Origin of the sequence: Bartonella massiliensis (genome assembly GCF_902150025.1) — a bacterium.
Classification (GTDB): Bacteria; Pseudomonadota; Alphaproteobacteria; order Rhizobiales; family Rhizobiaceae; genus Bartonella; species Bartonella massiliensis.
In genome coordinates, this window is sequence record NZ_CABFVS010000039.1 from 89,319 (window position 1) to 107,638 (window position 18,320).

Consider the following 18,320-nt stretch of genomic DNA (forward strand, 5'->3'; position numbering starts at 1 on the left):
TTTTATACACTGAGGGTCCCATTTATGAGCGCTAGTCGTGAAATGGATGTTGCATGCTGAAAGATATTTCTTAAAAATAAACATATGGCTGTGTTATAAGTCGGCATCATCATACACTTTGCCAGCTCCCAATATCATGACAACCCTTAGCACTTAAGCGATTCATAAGAGACATAAGAGTTCTTTCTTTAATCATTTTTATCTATAAGGCTCTTGCTACTTGTAACGTACAAGTGAGTAATTTTGATTGATTCAATATATTATCTAATAATATTGGGATATTCTGTAAAAAAACGTGCCCCTAAAAAGAAAAAAACAAAAGCATGAATCTATGAATCGTCTTCATTATTTAAAGTGATATTTCTTTGATATGCTTTCGCCCCCCTCCTGAAAAAGGTATAAAGATGAAAATTAATTTTCATCTTTATACCTTTATAGCAATATGTATTGTAAAAAAATAACGCAATAGATTATGTGACTGCAGAGCCATAAATCTGATGAGCACGTTTTTCAAAGGCATCGGTGAATTTACGAAACGCAATATCAAACATTGAGCCCATCACGCGTCCGAGTATTTTACTTTTAAATTCATAATCAATAAAAAATTCCACATTACAAGCGTTGGTATTTTCAATATCGTGAAAAGTCCAACGATTTTCAAGATATTTAAACGGACCATCAATATAGTTAACCTCTATCAAGCCTTTCTGCGGCTGCAAAAAAACTTGGGTCGTAAACGTTTCGCGAATAACCTTATAACCAACGGTCATATCGGCAAGAAGCAATGTTTTTTCTTCACATTCCTTGCGAGAGCGTATGATTAAAGCCTCACACATGGGTAAAAATTCAGGATAACGTTCAATATCTGATACAAGATTAAACATCTCACGAGCACTATGAGCAACTTGCCGATGTGTTGAAAAAGTTGGCATCATTATCTCTGTAAGGCAAATTTTTCATCACGCGCTTTTTGTAAAATGGCAAAATCATCTCCTGCATGATGAGATGAACGCGTCAGCGGATTAGAAGCCATATGTAAAAAACCTTTTGCTTTACCAATTTTGGCAAAAGATTCAAACTCTTCAGGAGGTACAAAACGAATAACGGGATGATGTTTTCGTGTAGGTTGTAAATATTGTCCAATGGTCATAAAATCCACATCTGCAGCGCGTAAATCATCCATTAATTGCAGAATTTCATTTCTTTCTTCTCCAAGGCCAACCATAATTCCCGATTTTGTAAAAATTGTTGGATCAAGCTCTTTAACGCGTTGTAACAGACGAATTGAATGAAAATAACGTGCTCCTGGACGAACCTTCAAATATTTAGAAGGAACTGTTTCTAAGTTATGGTTAAAAACATCAGGCTTAGCAGCAACAACAATTTCTAAAGCACCATCCTTATGACGAAAATCAGGTGTAAGAACTTCAATTGTCGTTTTAGGCGCTTCTCGACGAATCGCATAAATAACTTTTGCAAAATGCTCAGCACCACCATCAGCAAGATCATCACGATCAACAGATGTGATAACAACATGCTTTAATTCCATTCGAGCAACAGCATCGGCTACACGTTCTGGCTCATTATCATCAACGGCAAGCGGAATACCTGTTGCAACGTTACAAAAAGCACAAGCACGCGTACATATCTCACCTAAAATCATAAAGCTGGCATGCCGCTGGCTCCAACATTCCCCAATATTAGGACAACCTGCTTCTTCGCAGACAGTCACTAGCTTATGTGTGCGGACAATCCCATGCGTTTCCTTATAGATCGGTGATGTTGGTGCTTTTACACGAATCCAATCTGGCTTTTTCTGAACGCTTGTATCCGGACGATGGGCCTTTTCAGGATGACGCAAACGTCTATTTGTAACTCTATCAACAACCGTAACCATTTAAGCCTTTGCCTTATAAATACGAAGGTATCATGAAAAATATAAGATCTTTCACACAAATCCAATCATCAAGCGTTTAAAACTTGATCATAAGCATCCAACACACTTTCTTTCATCATTTCCGATAAGGTCGGATGTGGAAAGACAGTATGTATCAATTCTTCCTCTGTTGTTTCAAGATTCATGGCAATAACAAAACCCTGTATCAGTTCTGTTACCTCAGCCCCTACCATATGGGCGCCAAGAAGCTGTCCTGTTTTTTTATCAAAAATCGTTTTGACTAACCCCTGATCTTCACCCAAAGCAATCGCTTTGCCATTTGCTGAAAAAGAATAACGACCAACACGGATATCATAACCTGCTTCTTTTGCTGCTGCTTCTGAAAAGCCTACAGAAGCAACTTGCGGTGTGCAATAGGTGCACCCTGGAATTTTTTTCTTATCAAGCGGATGAACACTCTTTAAACCCGCAAGGCGTTCGATGCACATCACACCTTCTTCTTCTGCTTTATGGGCTAACATAGGAGGACCTGCCACATCACCGATAGCATAAATACCCGCAACCCCTGTCCAACTCCATTCATCGGTTACAATGCACCCACGATCGGTTTTTATACCCAACGTCTCTAACCCAAGATTCTCAATATTACCTTGCACCCCAACAGCAGAAATTAATCGGTCAACCGTCATTGTCTGTGTTTTGCCTTTAACATCAATATGTACAGTCACAGAATTGAGAGCTTTTTCAACCTTTGTTACTTTTGCTTGGCAAAGAATGCGCAAACCTTTTTTCTCTAACTGTTTACGCGCAAATGTTGAAATTTCAATATCTTCAGCCGGCATGATATGAGGCATCATTTCAACAACAGTGACCTCAGCCCCCATATCACGATAAAAGGAAGCAAATTCAATACCAATGGCCCCAGACCCTATGACCAAAAGCGATTTCGGCATTTCTGGCGGTATCATCGCTTCAAAATAAGTCCAAATGAGCTTTCCATCTGGCTCAATACCAGGAAGAACACGAGGACGAGCTCCCGTTGCAATAATGATGTGCTTTGCTTGATAAGTTCCCTCCCCTAATGTTCCTTTAGGAATCGGATTTTGCGGTTGCATAACCGATTTTGAAGGTGAAGAAACTATAATTTCCGCAGGTTGACTTCCTTTTGCTTCCTTCGTAAGCTTTGCTTCACCCCAGATAATATCAATTTTGTTTTTTTTCATTAAAAAACCAACACCCGCATTTAAACGCGCTGAAACGCCGCGCGAACGTGCTACAACATCTTTGATGTTTGCTTCAATTGGACCATTGATTTTTAGTCCATAATCTTTCGCATGTTCAGCAAAATGTTTCATTTCCGCTGAACGCAAAAGGGCTTTTGTTGGAATACAGCCCCAATTTAAACAAATCCCTCCCAAATGTTCACGCTCAACAATTGCCGTCTTAAAGCCACATTGCGCGGCACGAATTGCGGTTACATATCCGCCTGGACCTGATCCAATCACAATTACATCATAAAGATTTGCCACAGTCATTCCTCCATGGATATATATAAAATGGATATGCACTTTTTGAATTTAAGATTGAAAACCAACATTATAAAATTGTCTTATGTTTTTTACTCTAAGCTTCACATAAATGTCTTACCCAAACCAGAAACAGCAATAACTTCACTCTTCAAACTTTTTAAATTTTCTCTCACTTTCTCAATACTCTTTCTCATAATTTATGTGAAGAACTGTCGTTCAAACCAACATTGCTAATGGATTTTCAATCATCTTCTTAAAAGTCCGTGCCAACTCTGCTGCTAAAGCACCATCGACAGCACGATGATCAACAGAAAGTGTCACCGACATCACTGTCGCAACGGCTAATGCACCATTTTTAACAACGGCGCGTTGCTCTCCTGCACCAATCGCAAAAATTGTCGCATGGGGGGGATTAAGGATAGCAGAAAAACTTTTTATACCATACATCCCCATATTTGATACAGCTGTTGTTCCACCCTGATATTCCTCCATTTTTAACTTGCGCTCACGCGCACGCTTTGCAAAATCCTTCATCTCTTTGGAAATAAGCGATAATGGCTTTTCCTCTGCATGGCGAATAATCGGTGTAATTAATCCATTGGGAATAGAAACAGCAACCCCAACATCACAATGTTTATGATGAAGCATACCACCTTCAAGCCAAGAGACATTTGCATCAGGAACCGCCTTCAAAGAAAGTGCAACAGCTTTGATCACCATATCGTTAACAGAAAGCCTATAAGTAGGCTTAGCTTCTTCTTGCGTCTTAACTATTGGTGCTGCAGCATTCAATTGTGTACGCAACGCTAATAGCGCATCAAGTTCACAATCTACGCTCACATAGAAATGTGGGACTCTTTGTTTTGATTCAACCAAACGCGTAGCGATCGTTTTACGTATATTATTATGGGGTGTGAAGATATATTCATCCTCTTTGAAGAGTTGCAATATCTGTTTGTCAGAAGCCCCTGCTGCAATAGGCTCTCCGACCTGTGATGAATAAGAAGTTTGAGAGAGATCACCACTCACAGCTTTTGCTACATCGCGCTTGATAATACGTCCATGGGGACCACTTCCAGAAATAAGGGATAAATCCAGTCCCGCCTGAGAAGCTAATCGCCGCGCTAAGGGAGAAGCAAAAATACGCGTTTCCTTTTTATCTTGCTGTATGGATTGCTGAGCCGATGATTCATGAAACATTTCTGTTCCCTTTAAATCCGTCTGTTTTAGAGAATCTGGCTGTTGTTTTATGCCCTCTGGTTCTTGTTTTATAGAAGAAGAGGTTTCTTCTGCAACTTTTGCAGCTTCGGCTAAATCTTCACCTTCTTCTGCTAAAACAACAATCAAAGCATTCACTTTAACGCCTTGTGTTCCAGCAGGAACAACGATTTTGGCAACTGTACCTTCATCAACGGCCTCGACTTCCATTGTCGCCTTATCCGTTTCAATTTCAGCAATAACATCCCCAGAGGAAACCTTATCGCCCTCCTTAATATTCCACTTTGTTAAATTTCCCTCTTCCATCGTAGGGGAAAGCGCTGGCATTGTAATTTTAATGGACATTGTGCTTTCCTCCGTTATGCTCTGTACGTCACAGCCTTAACGGCCTCAATAATTTCAGCAGTATCAGGCAAAGCCAATTTTTCAAGATTCGCAGCATAAGGCATTGGAACATCTTTTCCAGAAATCGTCGCAATTGGTGCATCAAGATAGTCAAAAGCTTGCTGCATAACACGCGTTGCTATTTCAGTTCCCACCGATGACTGAGGAAACCCCTCTTCAATTGTTACCAAACGACCTGTTTTTTTAACGGAAGAAAGAATTGTTGGAAGATCCATCGGACGAATGGTTCGTAAATCAATCAATTCAACGTCAATACCAAGTTTTTCAATTTCTGGTAACGCTTGAACAGCATAATGCATTCCAATCCCATATGCAACAATCGTCACATCTTGTCCAGATTTATGAAGTCGCGCTTGACCAATAGGCAAAACAAAATCATCAAGTTGAGGAACCTCAAATTGATGCCCATACAAAATCTCATTTTCAAGGAAAATAACAGGATTATCATCACGAATAGCCGCTTTTAGTAAACCTTTTGCATCTGCTGCACTATAAGGCATAACAACTTTCAGACCTGGGATATGACTATACCATGCAGCATAGCATTGAGAATGTTGAGCACCAACACGGGCAGCAGCACCATTGGGACCGCGAAAAACCATAGGAACGCTCATTTGTCCCCCAGACATATAACGTGTCTTTGCTGCTGAGTTAATAATTTGATCCATTGCCTGCATCGCAAAATTAAATGTCATAAACTCGACAATAGGACGTAACCCTCCAAAAGCAGCACCAACAGCCAACCCAGCAAAGCCATGTTCTGTAATTGGGGTATCAATAACCCGACGCTCCCCGAATTCTTCCAATAAACCTTGGCTAACCTTATAAGCCCCTTGATATTGCGCGACTTCTTCCCCCATGAGAAAAACCTTTTCATCACGGCGCATCTCTTCAGCTAAAGCTTGATTAAGCGCTTCACGAACTGTCATTGTCATCATTAGTGTTCCCGCTGGAATATCAAAATCAGGAGGCGGTGCAAAAGATGGAGACTGCGGAACTGATGAAGAATGAGGTGGAGAGGACGCTTCGGATTTTTGTGTTGCATCAGTAGGGCGCGAAATATCCTCAACCCGCTCACCTTCTTCTAATAAAACCGCAATAACAGTGTTAACCTTTACGCTTTCAGAACCTTCAGGCACAAAAACTTTACCAAGAGTGCCTTCATCAACAGCCTCTACTTCCATTGTTGCCTTATCCGTTTCAATTTCCGCAATAACATCGCCAGAGCTAACCTTATCACCTTCTTTTTTGAGCCATTTAGATAGTTTACCTTCTTCCATGGTTGGTGAAAGCGCCGGCATCAAAATATCAATAGACATACTTGCTTCCCTCGCATTAAACTAAAATATCAGTATAGAGCTCAGAAGCATCTGGCTCTTGATCATTTTGTGCAAAATCTACCGCATCAGCAACAATTGCACGAACCTCTTTCTCGATAGACTTTAAATCGTCTTCACTCGCCCAACTTTTTTTAAGAATCCGACTTTTTACTTGATCAATCGGATCGTGTTCCTCTTTTATTTTTTGGACTTCTTCCTTTGAACGATATTTCGCTGGATCAGACATAGAATGACCACGATAGCGATAGGTTTGCATATCAAGAATGATCGGTCCTTTACCCGAACGTGCCCAAGAAATGGCTTCATCAGCAGCTCCTTTTACGGAGCGAACATCCATACCATCAACAACAATACCTGGAATTTCAAAAGAAAGACCACGACGAGAAAAATCAGTTTCTGCAGATGCTCGTGAAACGGATGTTCCCATGGCATACTGATTGTTTTCAATAATATAAATAACGGGCAACTTCCAAAGAGAAGCCATATTAAAACTTTCGTAAACCTGCCCCTGATTAGCAGCACCATCACCAAAATAAACCAATGTCACATTATCTTTACCAAGATATTGATTCGAAAATGCCAAACCTGAACCTATGGGAACTTGCGCACCAACAATACCATGTCCACCATAAAAGTTCTTTTCTTTAGAGAACATATGCATCGAGCCCCCTTTGCCCTTAGAAAAGCCCCCTTGACGCCCTGTTAATTCTGCCATAACACCACGCGGACTCATCCCAACGGCTAGCATATGGCCATGATCACGATAAGACGTAATAACCTGATCCCCCTCTTTTGCTGCCTTTAAAGTCCCTATAACAACAGCTTCCTGCCCAATATAAAGATGACAAAATCCCCCAATAAGCCCCATCCCATAAAGCTGTCCTGCTTTTTCTTCAAAACGGCGAATTAAGAGCATTTCACGATAAACATCAATTTCTTCCTCTTTTGTAAAATCTACTATTGATGCTTTCTTTGTGGTGCTTGATAATGCAATGTGCGCTACCGACGCAGAATTTTTTTTAAGTCTTTCTGCCATATTAAACTCCCTTTTATGATTATTTAGGAATAACCTTTACGAACAAAAGTTACAAGCCTTATCAATCGGCTTAAACAATATCATTACTGATTGTCGTTCAAATTAAGTGACTTTTCATTCATTTTTGTTATTATTTACAAGGTGTTAAGATTGTCAATTCATTTGGCTTAGAAACGTTTAAATTCTTTCGAACATACTCATCCAACATATCCTTTTCGATATGTCCATTGCGTAAAAGAGAAATACGCTTTTTAATGAATTCCCGCTCAGCTTCTATTTTATGAAGCTCCTTTTCTAGTTCGCTAATCTGCTGATTAACTTCACTGCGTGAGTACAATCCATACTCACCATGATAAATATGGTAACTGAAATAACTTAAGACTCCTACCGTCATAAGAGGGAGTACAAAGCGCACTTTGATTGATCGACGTTTTTGCTTTGTCCACATAAAATAGCACAGTCTCTACAGCACAAGTTTTTCTAATATTCTGCCTAACTATGCACGATTTTAATTAACGCCTCATTACTCAATCTACATACGCAAACAATTTGTTATTTTCCATTGATCCCCCTTTAAGATAATCAAAGTAAGCTGAATCACTCACTTTTTATATGACAAATATTGGACATCCCACTAACTTTTGATTTTACACCCATCTTTGTCTCTAAAATTTCCTGTTAAAATGACTATAAAATCAATAAACGCCCAAAACCCAGAGCCCCCACGAGTGTTATAGTTAGAAGAAACATTACAACACCTGTTCCCGTTTTACCAACCATAAAACGATGAATCCCTAGTCCACCTAGAAAAAGACAAACGACCGCTAACGTCATTTTTGATTGTTGTGACTGACCTTCAGTCAAGATAGGGAAAATAGATTTAATGATATCCCCTTCACACACAAAATCAACAACGTCACCAAATCTTCGGCGGCTTTTTTCCTGACCAATCCCAATTTGCAAATTGATAGCGCTTACCATCAACCCCTGAAACGAAATAATCCCCTTGATCCTCACCAATAACCTTACCTTTTATCTTCACCACCTATAAAATTGTTATTCATAAAGAAATTTTTCTTCTAATATGATAATATATTGGATAAACCTCACTGTATGAATACGATCTGTACTCACCGTGATATATGACAATTTAAAAAGCTTAAAATCCCCCACAACTTAAAATTCCCGCAATTATAAGTGGCAATACAAAGCACGCTGTTCGATTTTCACTTTTGTTTTTTATATGAAATATTACTTCAGTTTTCAATATTTTTATTTAAATATTCATAATATTTCACTTTAAAGACATGTATTAAATTAATTTAACATTATGGACCTGATATATCGACAATATTAAAAGTAAAGAGAGTTCCTTTCTCTTTAATGTTTTATATTATTCTAAAAATTTTACCAGTTTGTAATTTTATCCCCATTATCATCCCTAAAATATCCCGATAAAATAACTATAAAATCAATAAATGCCCAAGGTATAGTAACCAAGAGTCCTACACATGTTATAGTCATGAGAAGCATTACAATACCCGTTCCAACCTTACCAGCCATAAAGCGGTGAATGCCCAATAAACCAAAAAACCAACAAACAAGTGCTATCGCCAACCTTGATTTGTCTGACTGCGATTTACTCAACAGAGGAAGAACAGATTTAACAACATTATTTTCATATACAAAATCAACAGTATCACCCACACTTGGCGGTTTCTTTCCCAACCAATCCCAACTCGAAAATTGATAACGCTTACCATCAGCCCCTGAAACGAAATAATCCCCTTGATCCTCACCAATAACCTTACCCTTCATTCTTGCCCACCTATAAAGCTGTCCCTCATGTGTTATTCATAAAGAGATTATTTCTCAATTTGAGAATATATCGATTAACCTCACGGCGTAAATAAAATTTGTAGCAGCCGTGATAAACGTGAAATTAAAATAGCCCAGAACTCCCCCCAATAATCTAATGTCTTCCACTGCTATAAGCAGCAACACAAAACACACTTAGTTGATTTTTGTCTTTGTTTTGCCCATAAAATAGCACAGTCTTTTCAATACTTTTATTTAACTGCGCATAGCTTTTTATATCTCACATTAGAGAAATAGAATATAATAACTGGGCATTATGAATTTAATAATTGATAATAATGAAAAGCCCCCCCCCTGCCCGTTACATTATTATAAAATTCTCACAAATCTGTAATTTTATTCCCATTTTTATCCGTAAATCTTCCAGCGACAATGAGTATAAAATCAACAATTGCCCAAATACCGGAAATTATCAATCCCAAAAATGATAAAGATAGAACAAGCATTAAAGCACCTGTCCGAACTCTTCCAACCATAAAGCGATGAACACCAAAGATACCTGCAAACCAACAAAGAAGTGCAAACATTATTTTTGAGTTCTCTGCACTTGGTCTCAATAATGGAAAAACAGAACTGACAACACCCCCTTCACAGACAAAATCAATCGCATCACCAATCCTTGGTGGTTTCTTTCCCAACCAATCCCAAGTCGCAAACTGATAACGCTTACCATCATCTCCCGAAACGAGATATGTTCCTTGATCTTGACTAATAATTATACCTCTCATCTTGATCCCTATAAATTTAAATGCCTATAAAATGATTGCTCTATGCTTTTGATAAAAAGTCTTAATTTCAAATCTAAAGATATTGTACTTTCATATTTTGTACTCACAACGATCAACGATATATATCACCAGCATAACATGCTTGGGCCCCTAGCATTTCTTCAATACGAATAAGTTGATTGTACTTTGCTAATCTATCCGAGCGTGCAAGAGAACCTGTTTTAATTTGTCCACAGTTCGTTGCGACCGCGAGATCTGCAATGAAAGAATCCTCTGTTTCACCTGAGCGATGAGATATAATGGCATGATAACCTGCTTTATGTGCGACTTCCACAGCATCAAGAGTTTCACTCAATGTCCCAATTTGATTAACTTTTATGAGAATAGAATTGCCTACCCCCATTTTGATACCCTCACGCAAACGTGCTGAATTTGTTACAAACAAATCATCGCCAACAAGCTGACATTTTTCTCCAATTGTGTCAGTAAGGAGCTTCCAACCTTCCCAATCATCTTCTGCCATTCCATCTTCAATGGTAACAATAGGATAACTTTTCACAAGGTGTGCCAAATAATCTACCTGTTCTTGAATGTCACGGCTTTTCCCCTCACCTTTATAAAAATATGAACCATTTTTATAAAATTCAGTGGAAGCACAGTCTAAACCAATGGCAATCTCTTCACCTGGTTTATAACCACATGAGACGACAGATTCCATAATAGAATCAATTGCTTGATCAGCACTTTTAAACTGAGGTGCAAAACCACCTTCATCACCAACATTGGTATTATGCCCCGCATCTTTTAAACGCTTTTTTAATGCATGAAAAACCTCAGCACCATAACGTATGGCTTCTCTTACGGTAGGGGCCCCTACAGGAATAATCATAAACTCTTGAAAATCAATCAAATTATCAGCATGAACGCCCCCATTAAGAATATTCATCATGGGTGTTGGAAGAATATGTGCTTGCGTACCACCAATATAGCGATACAAAGGTAAATTTAATGAGTCTGCGGCTGCTTTTGCAACAGCCAATGAAACACCAAGAAGTGCATTGGCCCCAAGACGGGATTTATTTGGCGTTCCATCCAAAGCAATCATTGCTTGATCAATAGCGATTTGATCTCTTGCATCCCGCCCACCAAGTTCTTCAAGAATTTCGCCATTAACTGCAGCAACTGCTTTTTCAACACCTTTCCCTTGATAGCGCAAACCACCATCACGAAGCTCAACAGCCTCATGTGCCCCCGTTGAAGCCCCTGAAGGAACCAAAGCGCGACCAAAAGCTCCATTTTCCAAATGAACATCAACTTCCACCGTTGGATTACCACGGCTATCAAGAACCTCACGCCCAATGATATCGACAATTATAGTCATCTATGTTTTCCTATTCAATATAAAGTCGCGTCTATTTCTAATGCCCTATTAATGGAACATTTTTTTCTTAATTCAGCTTTTTTGACAGATAATCAAATTCCATTAAAATCTCAAGCAGTCTTTGTAAATCATCAATTTTAATCATATTAGGGCCATCAGAAGGCGCATGATCTGGATCTTGATGCGTTTCTAAGAAAACACCTGCAACCCCAACAGAAACAGCCGCACGCGCTAAAACTTCAACAAACTGACGCTGTCCACCAGACGAATCCCCCTGCCCTCCAGGTTCTTGAACAGAATGTGTTGCATCAAAAATAACAGGAGCCCCAAATGAACGTAAAACAGGCAACGAACGCATATCCGAAATAAGTCGGTTATAACCAAATGACGTGCCGCGCTCACAAAGCATCACATTGAGATTACCACTGTAAACAACCTTTTTTAAAACATTTTCCATATCCCACGGCGCCAAAAACTGACCTTTTTTAATATTAATAACACGCCCTGTTTTAGCAGCTGCAACCAAAAGATCTGTTTGACGACATAAAAAAGCCGGTATTTGTAAAATATCAACGGTAGAAGAGACAATTGTACATTGCTCTTCTGTATGCACATCAGTCAATATCGGACAATCAAACTCTTTTTTTAAATCAGAAAAAATAGCCATTGCTTTTTCAAGACCAATGCCACGTGCTGCACTCAAAGAGGTCCGGTTGGCTTTATCATAACTTGATTTATAAACAAAACCAATACCAAGCTGATCAGTAATTGTTTTAATCCGACCAGCCATTTCAAAAGCATGATCACGACTTTCCATCTGACACGGCCCTGCAATTAATGAAAAAGGCATTTCATTTGAAAAAATAATATTTCCAACTTTTACACGAGCATTTGGTTTCGTCATTTTATCCCTCAAAAAAAGTAACAAAACTTATGTATTAAACCAATCGACTTTGTTCTACAGCAGCTTCAATAAAAGAAGAAAAAAGCGGATGTGGATCAAACGGGCGTGATTTTAGTTCTGGATGATATTGAACAGCAATGAACCATGGATGATCTGCATATTCTATTGTTTCCGGCAAAATACCATCGGGAGACATGCCAGAAAAAATCAAACCACACTGTTCTAACTGATCTTTATAATCAATATTAACTTCATAACGATGGCGATGCCGTTCAACAATCTTTGTCATTCCATAAATTTTGGCAATATGACTCTCTTCTTTTAATTCAGCAGCAAAAGCACCAAGGCGCATAGATCCGCCGAGGTCACCATTTCTTGTCCGCTTTTCAAGAACATCCCCTTTGAGCCATTCCGTCATTAAACCTACAATGGGATTTTCTGTTTCGCAAAACTCACTTGATGAAGCATTCTCAATCTTTGCAATATTGCGTGCAGCTTCTATACAAGCCAATTGCATTCCAAAACAGATCCCTAAAAATGGAATTTTACGCTCTCGTGCAAATTGAATTGCTCGAATCTTCCCTTCTGCTCCTCGTGCCCCAAAAGCCCCAGGAACCAAGATTCCATGCGCTTTTTGTAAATCTGAAACGGTATCTTCTTTTTCAAGAAGTTGCGAATCAATCCACTCAATCTTAACTTTTACTTTATTCGCTAAACCACCATGCGCAATCGCTTCGATAAGAGATTTATAAGCATCCTTTAAGCCTGTATATTTTCCTACAACAGCAATCGTAACTTCTCCTTCAGGATGATGAATGCGATGCGTAATATCTTCCCAACGATCCATCTGAGGAGAAGGTGCCGAATCGATTCCAAAAGCATAAAGAACTTCAGAATCTAACCCTTCTTTATGATAGGCCATGGGAACATCATAAATTGTTGGCATATCTAATGCCTGAATAACGGCATTGGAACGAACATTGCAAAAAAGTGATAACTTGCACCGCTCGGTTTCTGGAATAGAGCGATCTGCACGCACAAGCAAAATATCAGGAGAAATACCAACTGATTGCAATTCTTTGACAGAATGTTGTGTTGGTTTGGTTTTTAATTCACCTGCCGAAGAGATATAAGGCATTAATGTAAGATGCAGATAAACGACATTTTGTCGAGAGAGTTCATTACCAAGCTGACGAATTGCTTCTAGAAAAGGCATAGCTTCAATATCACCAACCGTTCCCCCTATTTCACACAAAACAAAATCAAATTCTTCATTTCCCGTCGTAATGAATCGCTTAATTTCATCCGTAACATGCGGAATAACTTGAACTGTTGCCCCCAAATAATCCCCCCGCCGCTCTCGTTCGATAATATTGCGATAAATACGCCCTGTTGTAATATTATCTTGGCTATTTGCAGAACGCCCTGTAAAACGCTCATAATGACCAAGATCAAGATCCGTTTCTGCACCATCATCGGTCACAAACACTTCACCATGTTGATAAGGTGACATCGTCCCTGGATCAACATTTAAATAAGGATCAAGTTTGCGAAGGCGTACACGATAACCACGCGCCTGTAATAACGCTGCTAACGCCGCTGCTGCGATGCCTTTTCCAAGGGAAGAAACCACACCACCAGTAATAAAAACATAACGAGCCATGGGCTTATGCTGATAAGCAATTTATAATGATTTTTCCAGTAAAAAATGCAAAAAGAAACAATTTTTCTTCTACAATAAAAAAGGTGAAAAAATCACCTTTTTAAAAAGTCTACATTTTCTAAAAAAACTATTTTTTACTGTTATCTGGAACTGTATTTTCAAGAACAGGTGGGACCGGACTTTCCGCTTCAGGCGTTGTAGACTGTTTTCGTTCTTGCTTTTGTTCCGACGTGGAATCCGAAGTTCCTCCAAGCTGTTCAAGAATAGAGGGTGAAGACTCACCATTTGACGATGGGGCTGATTCTGAACTTTGATTGGTGGAATTATGCTGTGAATTAGCAGGTATACGTTTTAAAATATCAGAACCAGAATTTGATATACTTCCCACCACACTAAGCCCAATGGATACAACAAAAAAACAACAGGCTAAAATAGCCGTTAAACGTGTTAAAGGATTCTGAGACCCACGGGTTTTCATCAACCCTGAGCTATTATTACTCACACCGAGCCCACCACCTTCTGAAGGTTGGATTAAGATAACCCCAACCAAAGTAATCACAATCAATAGATGAATAACAATAAGTACTGTTTGCATAAACCCTGCTCTTCAAATAACTCTTTCATGGTTATTTACACATAAATAACACACAATCCAAGAGGGAACTCAAATTTCTCTGCTATAATTTACGACAAACATCGCAAATAGTTAAAAAATCAATCGCTTTTAAGCTAGCTCCACCGATCAAAGCACCATTAACATGTGCAAGGCTTAAAAGCTCAAAGGCATTGGATGGTTTTACGGATCCACCATAAAGCAAACGTATCTTATTTCCTTCATCACCAAAACGAGCACACATCTCATCACGAATGAAATGATGCACTTTTGCAATATCTTCTGAAGTCGGCGTATTGCCAGTACCTATCGCCCAAATAGGTTCATAAGCGATAATGGTATTTTCTGCTGTTGCATCATCTGGTAAAGATCCTGCAAGCTGCTGCGCAAGAACATCCAACACTTTATTATTATTACGCTCCTCCAATGTTTCTCCAATACACACAAGAGCCACAAGACCGGCACGCCACGCAGCTTGCACTTTAGCACAAACAGTTGCATCATTTTCCTGATATACTGTACGACGCTCTGAATGCCCAAGAATAACATGACTTGCTCCGGCTTCTTTAAGCATAAAAGCTGAAATATCTCCCGTATAAGGACCATGATCATCAAAGTGACAATTTTGTCCTCCTAAAAGGAGATTTGCACCATCCAGCGTATCAGAAGCACGCGATAGAAGCGTTGCTGGAACGCAAATGAGCGCTTCAAAGAGATGACTAAGATCAGAGCTTATACCTGTAGCAATAGCACGCAACTCTCCAAGCGATTCTTTCGTTCCGTTCATTTTCCAATTTCCAGCAAGAAAAGGCCGAATATTTGGAGACATATTTTTACCTCAAGAGTTCTTATAACACTTTAATTTATCTGTAGTATCAAATTATAAAACGAAAGCAAGTCTTTAAAAGCTTGCATCTTTTGTCTCTTTATTGCAAATTCCATTACTGCTTTGGTAAGAACTTATGTTAAAAATGGAATTGAACAATGCTTGACGTCATAAGAAGTGCTACAAACTCTTGGATTTCCAGAACTTTCCTTGCTATTTTACTCTTATGCTTCATTCTTTTATGGGGAATACCACACATACACACAAAAAGCGAAAGAGATCTCATTACTTCTGGAAAGTCCACTGTAACTATCGATGATTATCGTCTCGCACTTGCCGATCAAAGTGCACGTTTAGCACAAGCAGCTCATCTTGGACGAATGTTTACACCAAATGAAATGCAGCAATACCAAATTCCCGCTTTTGTATTTAATCAATTACAACAAAATGTATTGCTTGATGAGCAAGTTCGTAAAATGAAAATAAGTCTTTCAAAAGATACAATAGCTCATACAATTGGTTCTGATAATATGTTCCAAGTAAATGGCACTTTTAATAAAAATTTATTTTATAACTATCTTCAATATTTACGTATCAGTGAAAGTGCCTTTCTTGATTATTATACCAAACAAGAAAAGCGTAATCAACTTATTGCAGCTTTACTTTCTGATATGAAAGCACCTGATCTCTTTTATAAAGCCTTTGCTCTTTATCAAGGAGAAATGCGGAGTGCTGATTATCTCGTTATTGATCTAAAAGAAAAGCAAACAATTGCTGATCCTGATCACGAAACACTACAAAAATGGTTTGAAACATATCAAAGTGAATTTCGTACTCCAGAATACCGTACTGTCTCTTTACTCTCTATGGAACTTAATGATTTCATAAAACCTCAAGATATCTCAACAGATGAAACAAAAGCCTATTATACCCAAAATGCTTCACGTTTTGTAACGCCTGAAAAACGTACATTCGAAGAACTGCGATTTTCCACACGCGAAGAAGCTGATAATGCAGCCAAAAAAATAGCCGATGGATTGAGTTTTGATGAGCTGGTAAAAGCTGAAAAAAAGACCCTTAATGACATAAAAAAAGGGCCACTTGCAGCAAATGAACTTCCGAACCATCTCGCATCTGAAATTTTTGAACTCCAACAAGGGCAAATCAGCTCTGTAATCAATGACTTACAGGGACCTGTTCTCGTTCGCGTCACACATATTGAGCCTGCAAGTTCTCTTCTTTTTGAAAATGTAGAAGAAAATATTCGCCAAACGCTTGCCAAAAATCGTGCTACTGATGAGATTCGTAATAATTATGTCGCCATTGAAAATGCTCGTTTTGAAGGTGCTTCTCTCAAAGAACTTGCAGACCAATACAAATTATCTTTGCGCACAATTACCGTTGATAAAAAGGGGGAAACACTTGAAGGTGGCATACTTACGGATTTACCTGAAAAAGATATTTTACTGAATGCTATTTATCAAGCAAATGAAGGTGTTGATCTCGATCCTCTCTCTTTTCAACAGGGTGGATATCTCTGGTATAAAGTCGATAAAATTATCCCTGCTCGAGATAAAACACTTGAAGAAGCTAAGATAGATGCTCTTTCTCAATGGAAAAGTGAAGAAACTCAACGCCTTCTTGATGAAAAATCCCAAAATGCTCTTAAACAGCTTCGGGAAGGAAAAAGTCTTGTTGCTCTTGCGCGTACACTTGGTGTTACAAAGCACACAACACAAGCCCTCCGACGTCAAGACTCGTCTGAAACCCTTGGTGTTGAAGGGGTGAGAGCATTATTTTCTGGTCCCAAAGATCATTATGGCATCATAAAGGGTCCAGTTGCAACAAACCGTATCATTTATCAAGTAAAGACTGTAACGATGCCTAAAGACATCACACCTCATACTCTTTTACCTGATATCCGTACCAATATAGATATGATGATAAGAGAAGATCTCAAGTTAGAAATGCTACAAATTGCCAATAAGGAAAATCCTTTGAAAATTAATAGTACGAATTATAATCAGATCTTTAATGCTCCTCAATAAAAAAGGTGGACATAAGTTAAAGAGCTTACTTGATAGCGTTTCTATCACACCATTTCATCTGTCCTTGAAAAGGTTAAGATAAATTTCTTGTATCTTAAGATCGGCATTATAATTAACCCTCTCGCAAGCCAGTGCATTCATGGATTTGCGAGAGAATGGACAATGGAATGTAAAGGCATTTTTTTTCAACGCAGTAAGCAATATTATATATCCAAAAGCTGTAAAGGTTGTCACCAATTCAGCTCTCAATATCATCCCTATTGTCATTCATTTACAGCTTATCATATTGCTACTCTTAATATTTATTTATAAGGAACCTATTGCTTCTTCCTTAAATAATTTTCGTTGGCATATCCAACTTATAATATGGAAAAACACTTTTAAATTCATTCTAAACATGATTGAAAATGAGAAAATCTTCTTCTCTTCAAGGCTTTCATTCAATATGAATGAAAAAACTCTCATGATCAATTAATCTTTTTATATATCATAACAGTCATCAATTATCACTTCATCATTTTAATTTCTCAAAAATGAGCGTTTTTTATCGGTTTATAGAAAGCTAAGATAACGTCTCTCATAAGAAGGAATCATATTTCATTTACAAATGAAATGCGTTCAATACACTCAGAATACTTAAAAATTTTTCATCTAAAAAAACAATGTATTAAGCTTTATCTTATGTTTTGTCTTATTGAAGAAAATATTGATTTATAATGATAATCTATCGTTATTCATATTGAATGAGAACCCCGAGTAACGTAAGATTCTCTCATTTCAAACTTATCTATCTTGAATCAATCAAAATCATTCCCTTGCTCGTCAAAAGCGGGACGAATGTGTGGATCAAATTT

15 protein-coding genes and 1 pseudogene are annotated in these 18,320 nt (G+C 38.4%); 1 reads left to right on the forward strand and 15 read right to left on the reverse strand.

Annotated elements, in window-relative coordinates; genetic code table 11:
• Positions 1 to 470: 470 nt before the first annotated feature.
• The 15 genes and pseudogenes from FNZ60_RS08380 to tpiA form a co-directional block, all read right to left on the reverse strand.
• Positions 471 to 932 (reverse strand): type II toxin-antitoxin system RatA family toxin, encoded by a 462-nt coding sequence (locus FNZ60_RS08380; RefSeq protein WP_142417136.1) that lies wholly within the window; start codon positions 930 to 932, stop codon positions 471 to 473.
• A gap of 2 nt (positions 933 to 934) precedes the next feature.
• Complete coding sequence (gene lipA, locus FNZ60_RS08385; RefSeq protein ID WP_142417137.1) at positions 935 to 1,897, reverse strand: lipoyl synthase; 963 nt, start codon at positions 1,895 to 1,897, stop codon at positions 935 to 937.
• Positions 1,898 to 1,965: 68 nt separating this feature from the next.
• Positions 1,966 to 3,426 carry a dihydrolipoyl dehydrogenase gene (gene lpdA / locus FNZ60_RS08390; protein ID WP_142417138.1) on the reverse strand — a complete coding sequence of 487 codons (1,461 nt, stop codon included), beginning with the start codon at positions 3,424 to 3,426 and terminating at the stop codon, positions 1,966 to 1,968.
• 216 nt (positions 3,427 to 3,642) lie between these two features.
• Complete coding sequence (locus FNZ60_RS08395) at positions 3,643 to 4,989, reverse strand: pyruvate dehydrogenase complex dihydrolipoamide acetyltransferase (RefSeq protein WP_142417139.1); 1,347 nt, start codon at positions 4,987 to 4,989, stop codon at positions 3,643 to 3,645.
• 14 nt (positions 4,990 to 5,003) lie between these two features.
• Positions 5,004 to 6,368, reverse strand: a complete 1,365-nt coding sequence (locus FNZ60_RS08400; protein WP_142417140.1) for a pyruvate dehydrogenase complex E1 component subunit beta — start codon at positions 6,366 to 6,368, stop codon at positions 5,004 to 5,006.
• A gap of 16 nt (positions 6,369 to 6,384) precedes the next feature.
• On the reverse strand, positions 6,385 to 7,425 hold the full coding sequence (gene pdhA, locus FNZ60_RS08405; RefSeq protein ID WP_142417141.1) for a pyruvate dehydrogenase (acetyl-transferring) E1 component subunit alpha: 1,041 nt from the start codon (positions 7,423 to 7,425) through the stop codon (positions 6,385 to 6,387).
• Between the two features lie 130 nt (positions 7,426 to 7,555).
• On the reverse strand, positions 7,556 to 7,873 hold the full coding sequence (locus FNZ60_RS08410) for an FtsB family cell division protein (RefSeq protein ID WP_142417142.1): 318 nt from the start codon (positions 7,871 to 7,873) through the stop codon (positions 7,556 to 7,558).
• Positions 7,874 to 8,059: 186 nt separating this feature from the next.
• Positions 8,060 to 8,461 (reverse strand): annotated as a pseudogene (locus FNZ60_RS08415) (TM2 domain-containing protein).
• A 371-nt stretch (positions 8,462 to 8,832) separates the two neighbouring features.
• Positions 8,833 to 9,243 carry a TM2 domain-containing protein gene (locus tag FNZ60_RS08420; protein ID WP_142417143.1) on the reverse strand — a complete coding sequence of 137 codons (411 nt, stop codon included), beginning with the start codon at positions 9,241 to 9,243 and terminating at the stop codon, positions 8,833 to 8,835.
• A gap of 380 nt (positions 9,244 to 9,623) precedes the next feature.
• Positions 9,624 to 10,031: a TM2 domain-containing protein gene (locus tag FNZ60_RS08425; RefSeq protein ID WP_142417144.1), complete on the reverse strand. Its 408-nt coding sequence runs from the start codon at positions 10,029 to 10,031 to the stop codon at positions 9,624 to 9,626.
• 112 nt (positions 10,032 to 10,143) lie between these two features.
• Positions 10,144 to 11,412 carry a phosphopyruvate hydratase gene (gene eno, locus FNZ60_RS08430; protein WP_142417145.1) on the reverse strand — a complete coding sequence of 423 codons (1,269 nt, stop codon included), beginning with the start codon at positions 11,410 to 11,412 and terminating at the stop codon, positions 10,144 to 10,146.
• Between the two features lie 67 nt (positions 11,413 to 11,479).
• A complete protein-coding gene (kdsA, locus tag FNZ60_RS08435) occupies positions 11,480 to 12,316 on the reverse strand; it encodes a 3-deoxy-8-phosphooctulonate synthase (RefSeq protein ID WP_142417146.1) in 837 nt (278 codons plus the stop codon).
• A gap of 34 nt (positions 12,317 to 12,350) precedes the next feature.
• The gene (locus tag FNZ60_RS08440) at positions 12,351 to 13,979 is read right to left on the reverse strand and encodes a CTP synthase (protein ID WP_142417147.1); all 1,629 of its coding nucleotides are present in this window, start codon (positions 13,977 to 13,979) and stop codon (positions 12,351 to 12,353) included.
• A gap of 127 nt (positions 13,980 to 14,106) precedes the next feature.
• Positions 14,107 to 14,574, reverse strand: coding sequence for a preprotein translocase subunit SecG (secG, locus tag FNZ60_RS08445; RefSeq protein WP_142417148.1), 468 nt, complete (start codon positions 14,572 to 14,574; stop codon positions 14,107 to 14,109).
• Between the two features lie 82 nt (positions 14,575 to 14,656).
• Positions 14,657 to 15,421 (reverse strand): triose-phosphate isomerase, encoded by a 765-nt coding sequence (gene tpiA, locus FNZ60_RS08450; RefSeq protein ID WP_142417149.1) that lies wholly within the window; start codon positions 15,419 to 15,421, stop codon positions 14,657 to 14,659.
• A 155-nt stretch (positions 15,422 to 15,576) separates the two neighbouring features.
• On the opposite strand from tpiA, the gene FNZ60_RS08455 reads away from it, so the two are divergent.
• A complete protein-coding gene (locus FNZ60_RS08455; protein WP_142417150.1) occupies positions 15,577 to 17,466 on the forward strand; it encodes a peptidyl-prolyl cis-trans isomerase in 1,890 nt (629 codons plus the stop codon).
• Positions 17,467 to 18,320: the final 854 nt, after the last annotated feature.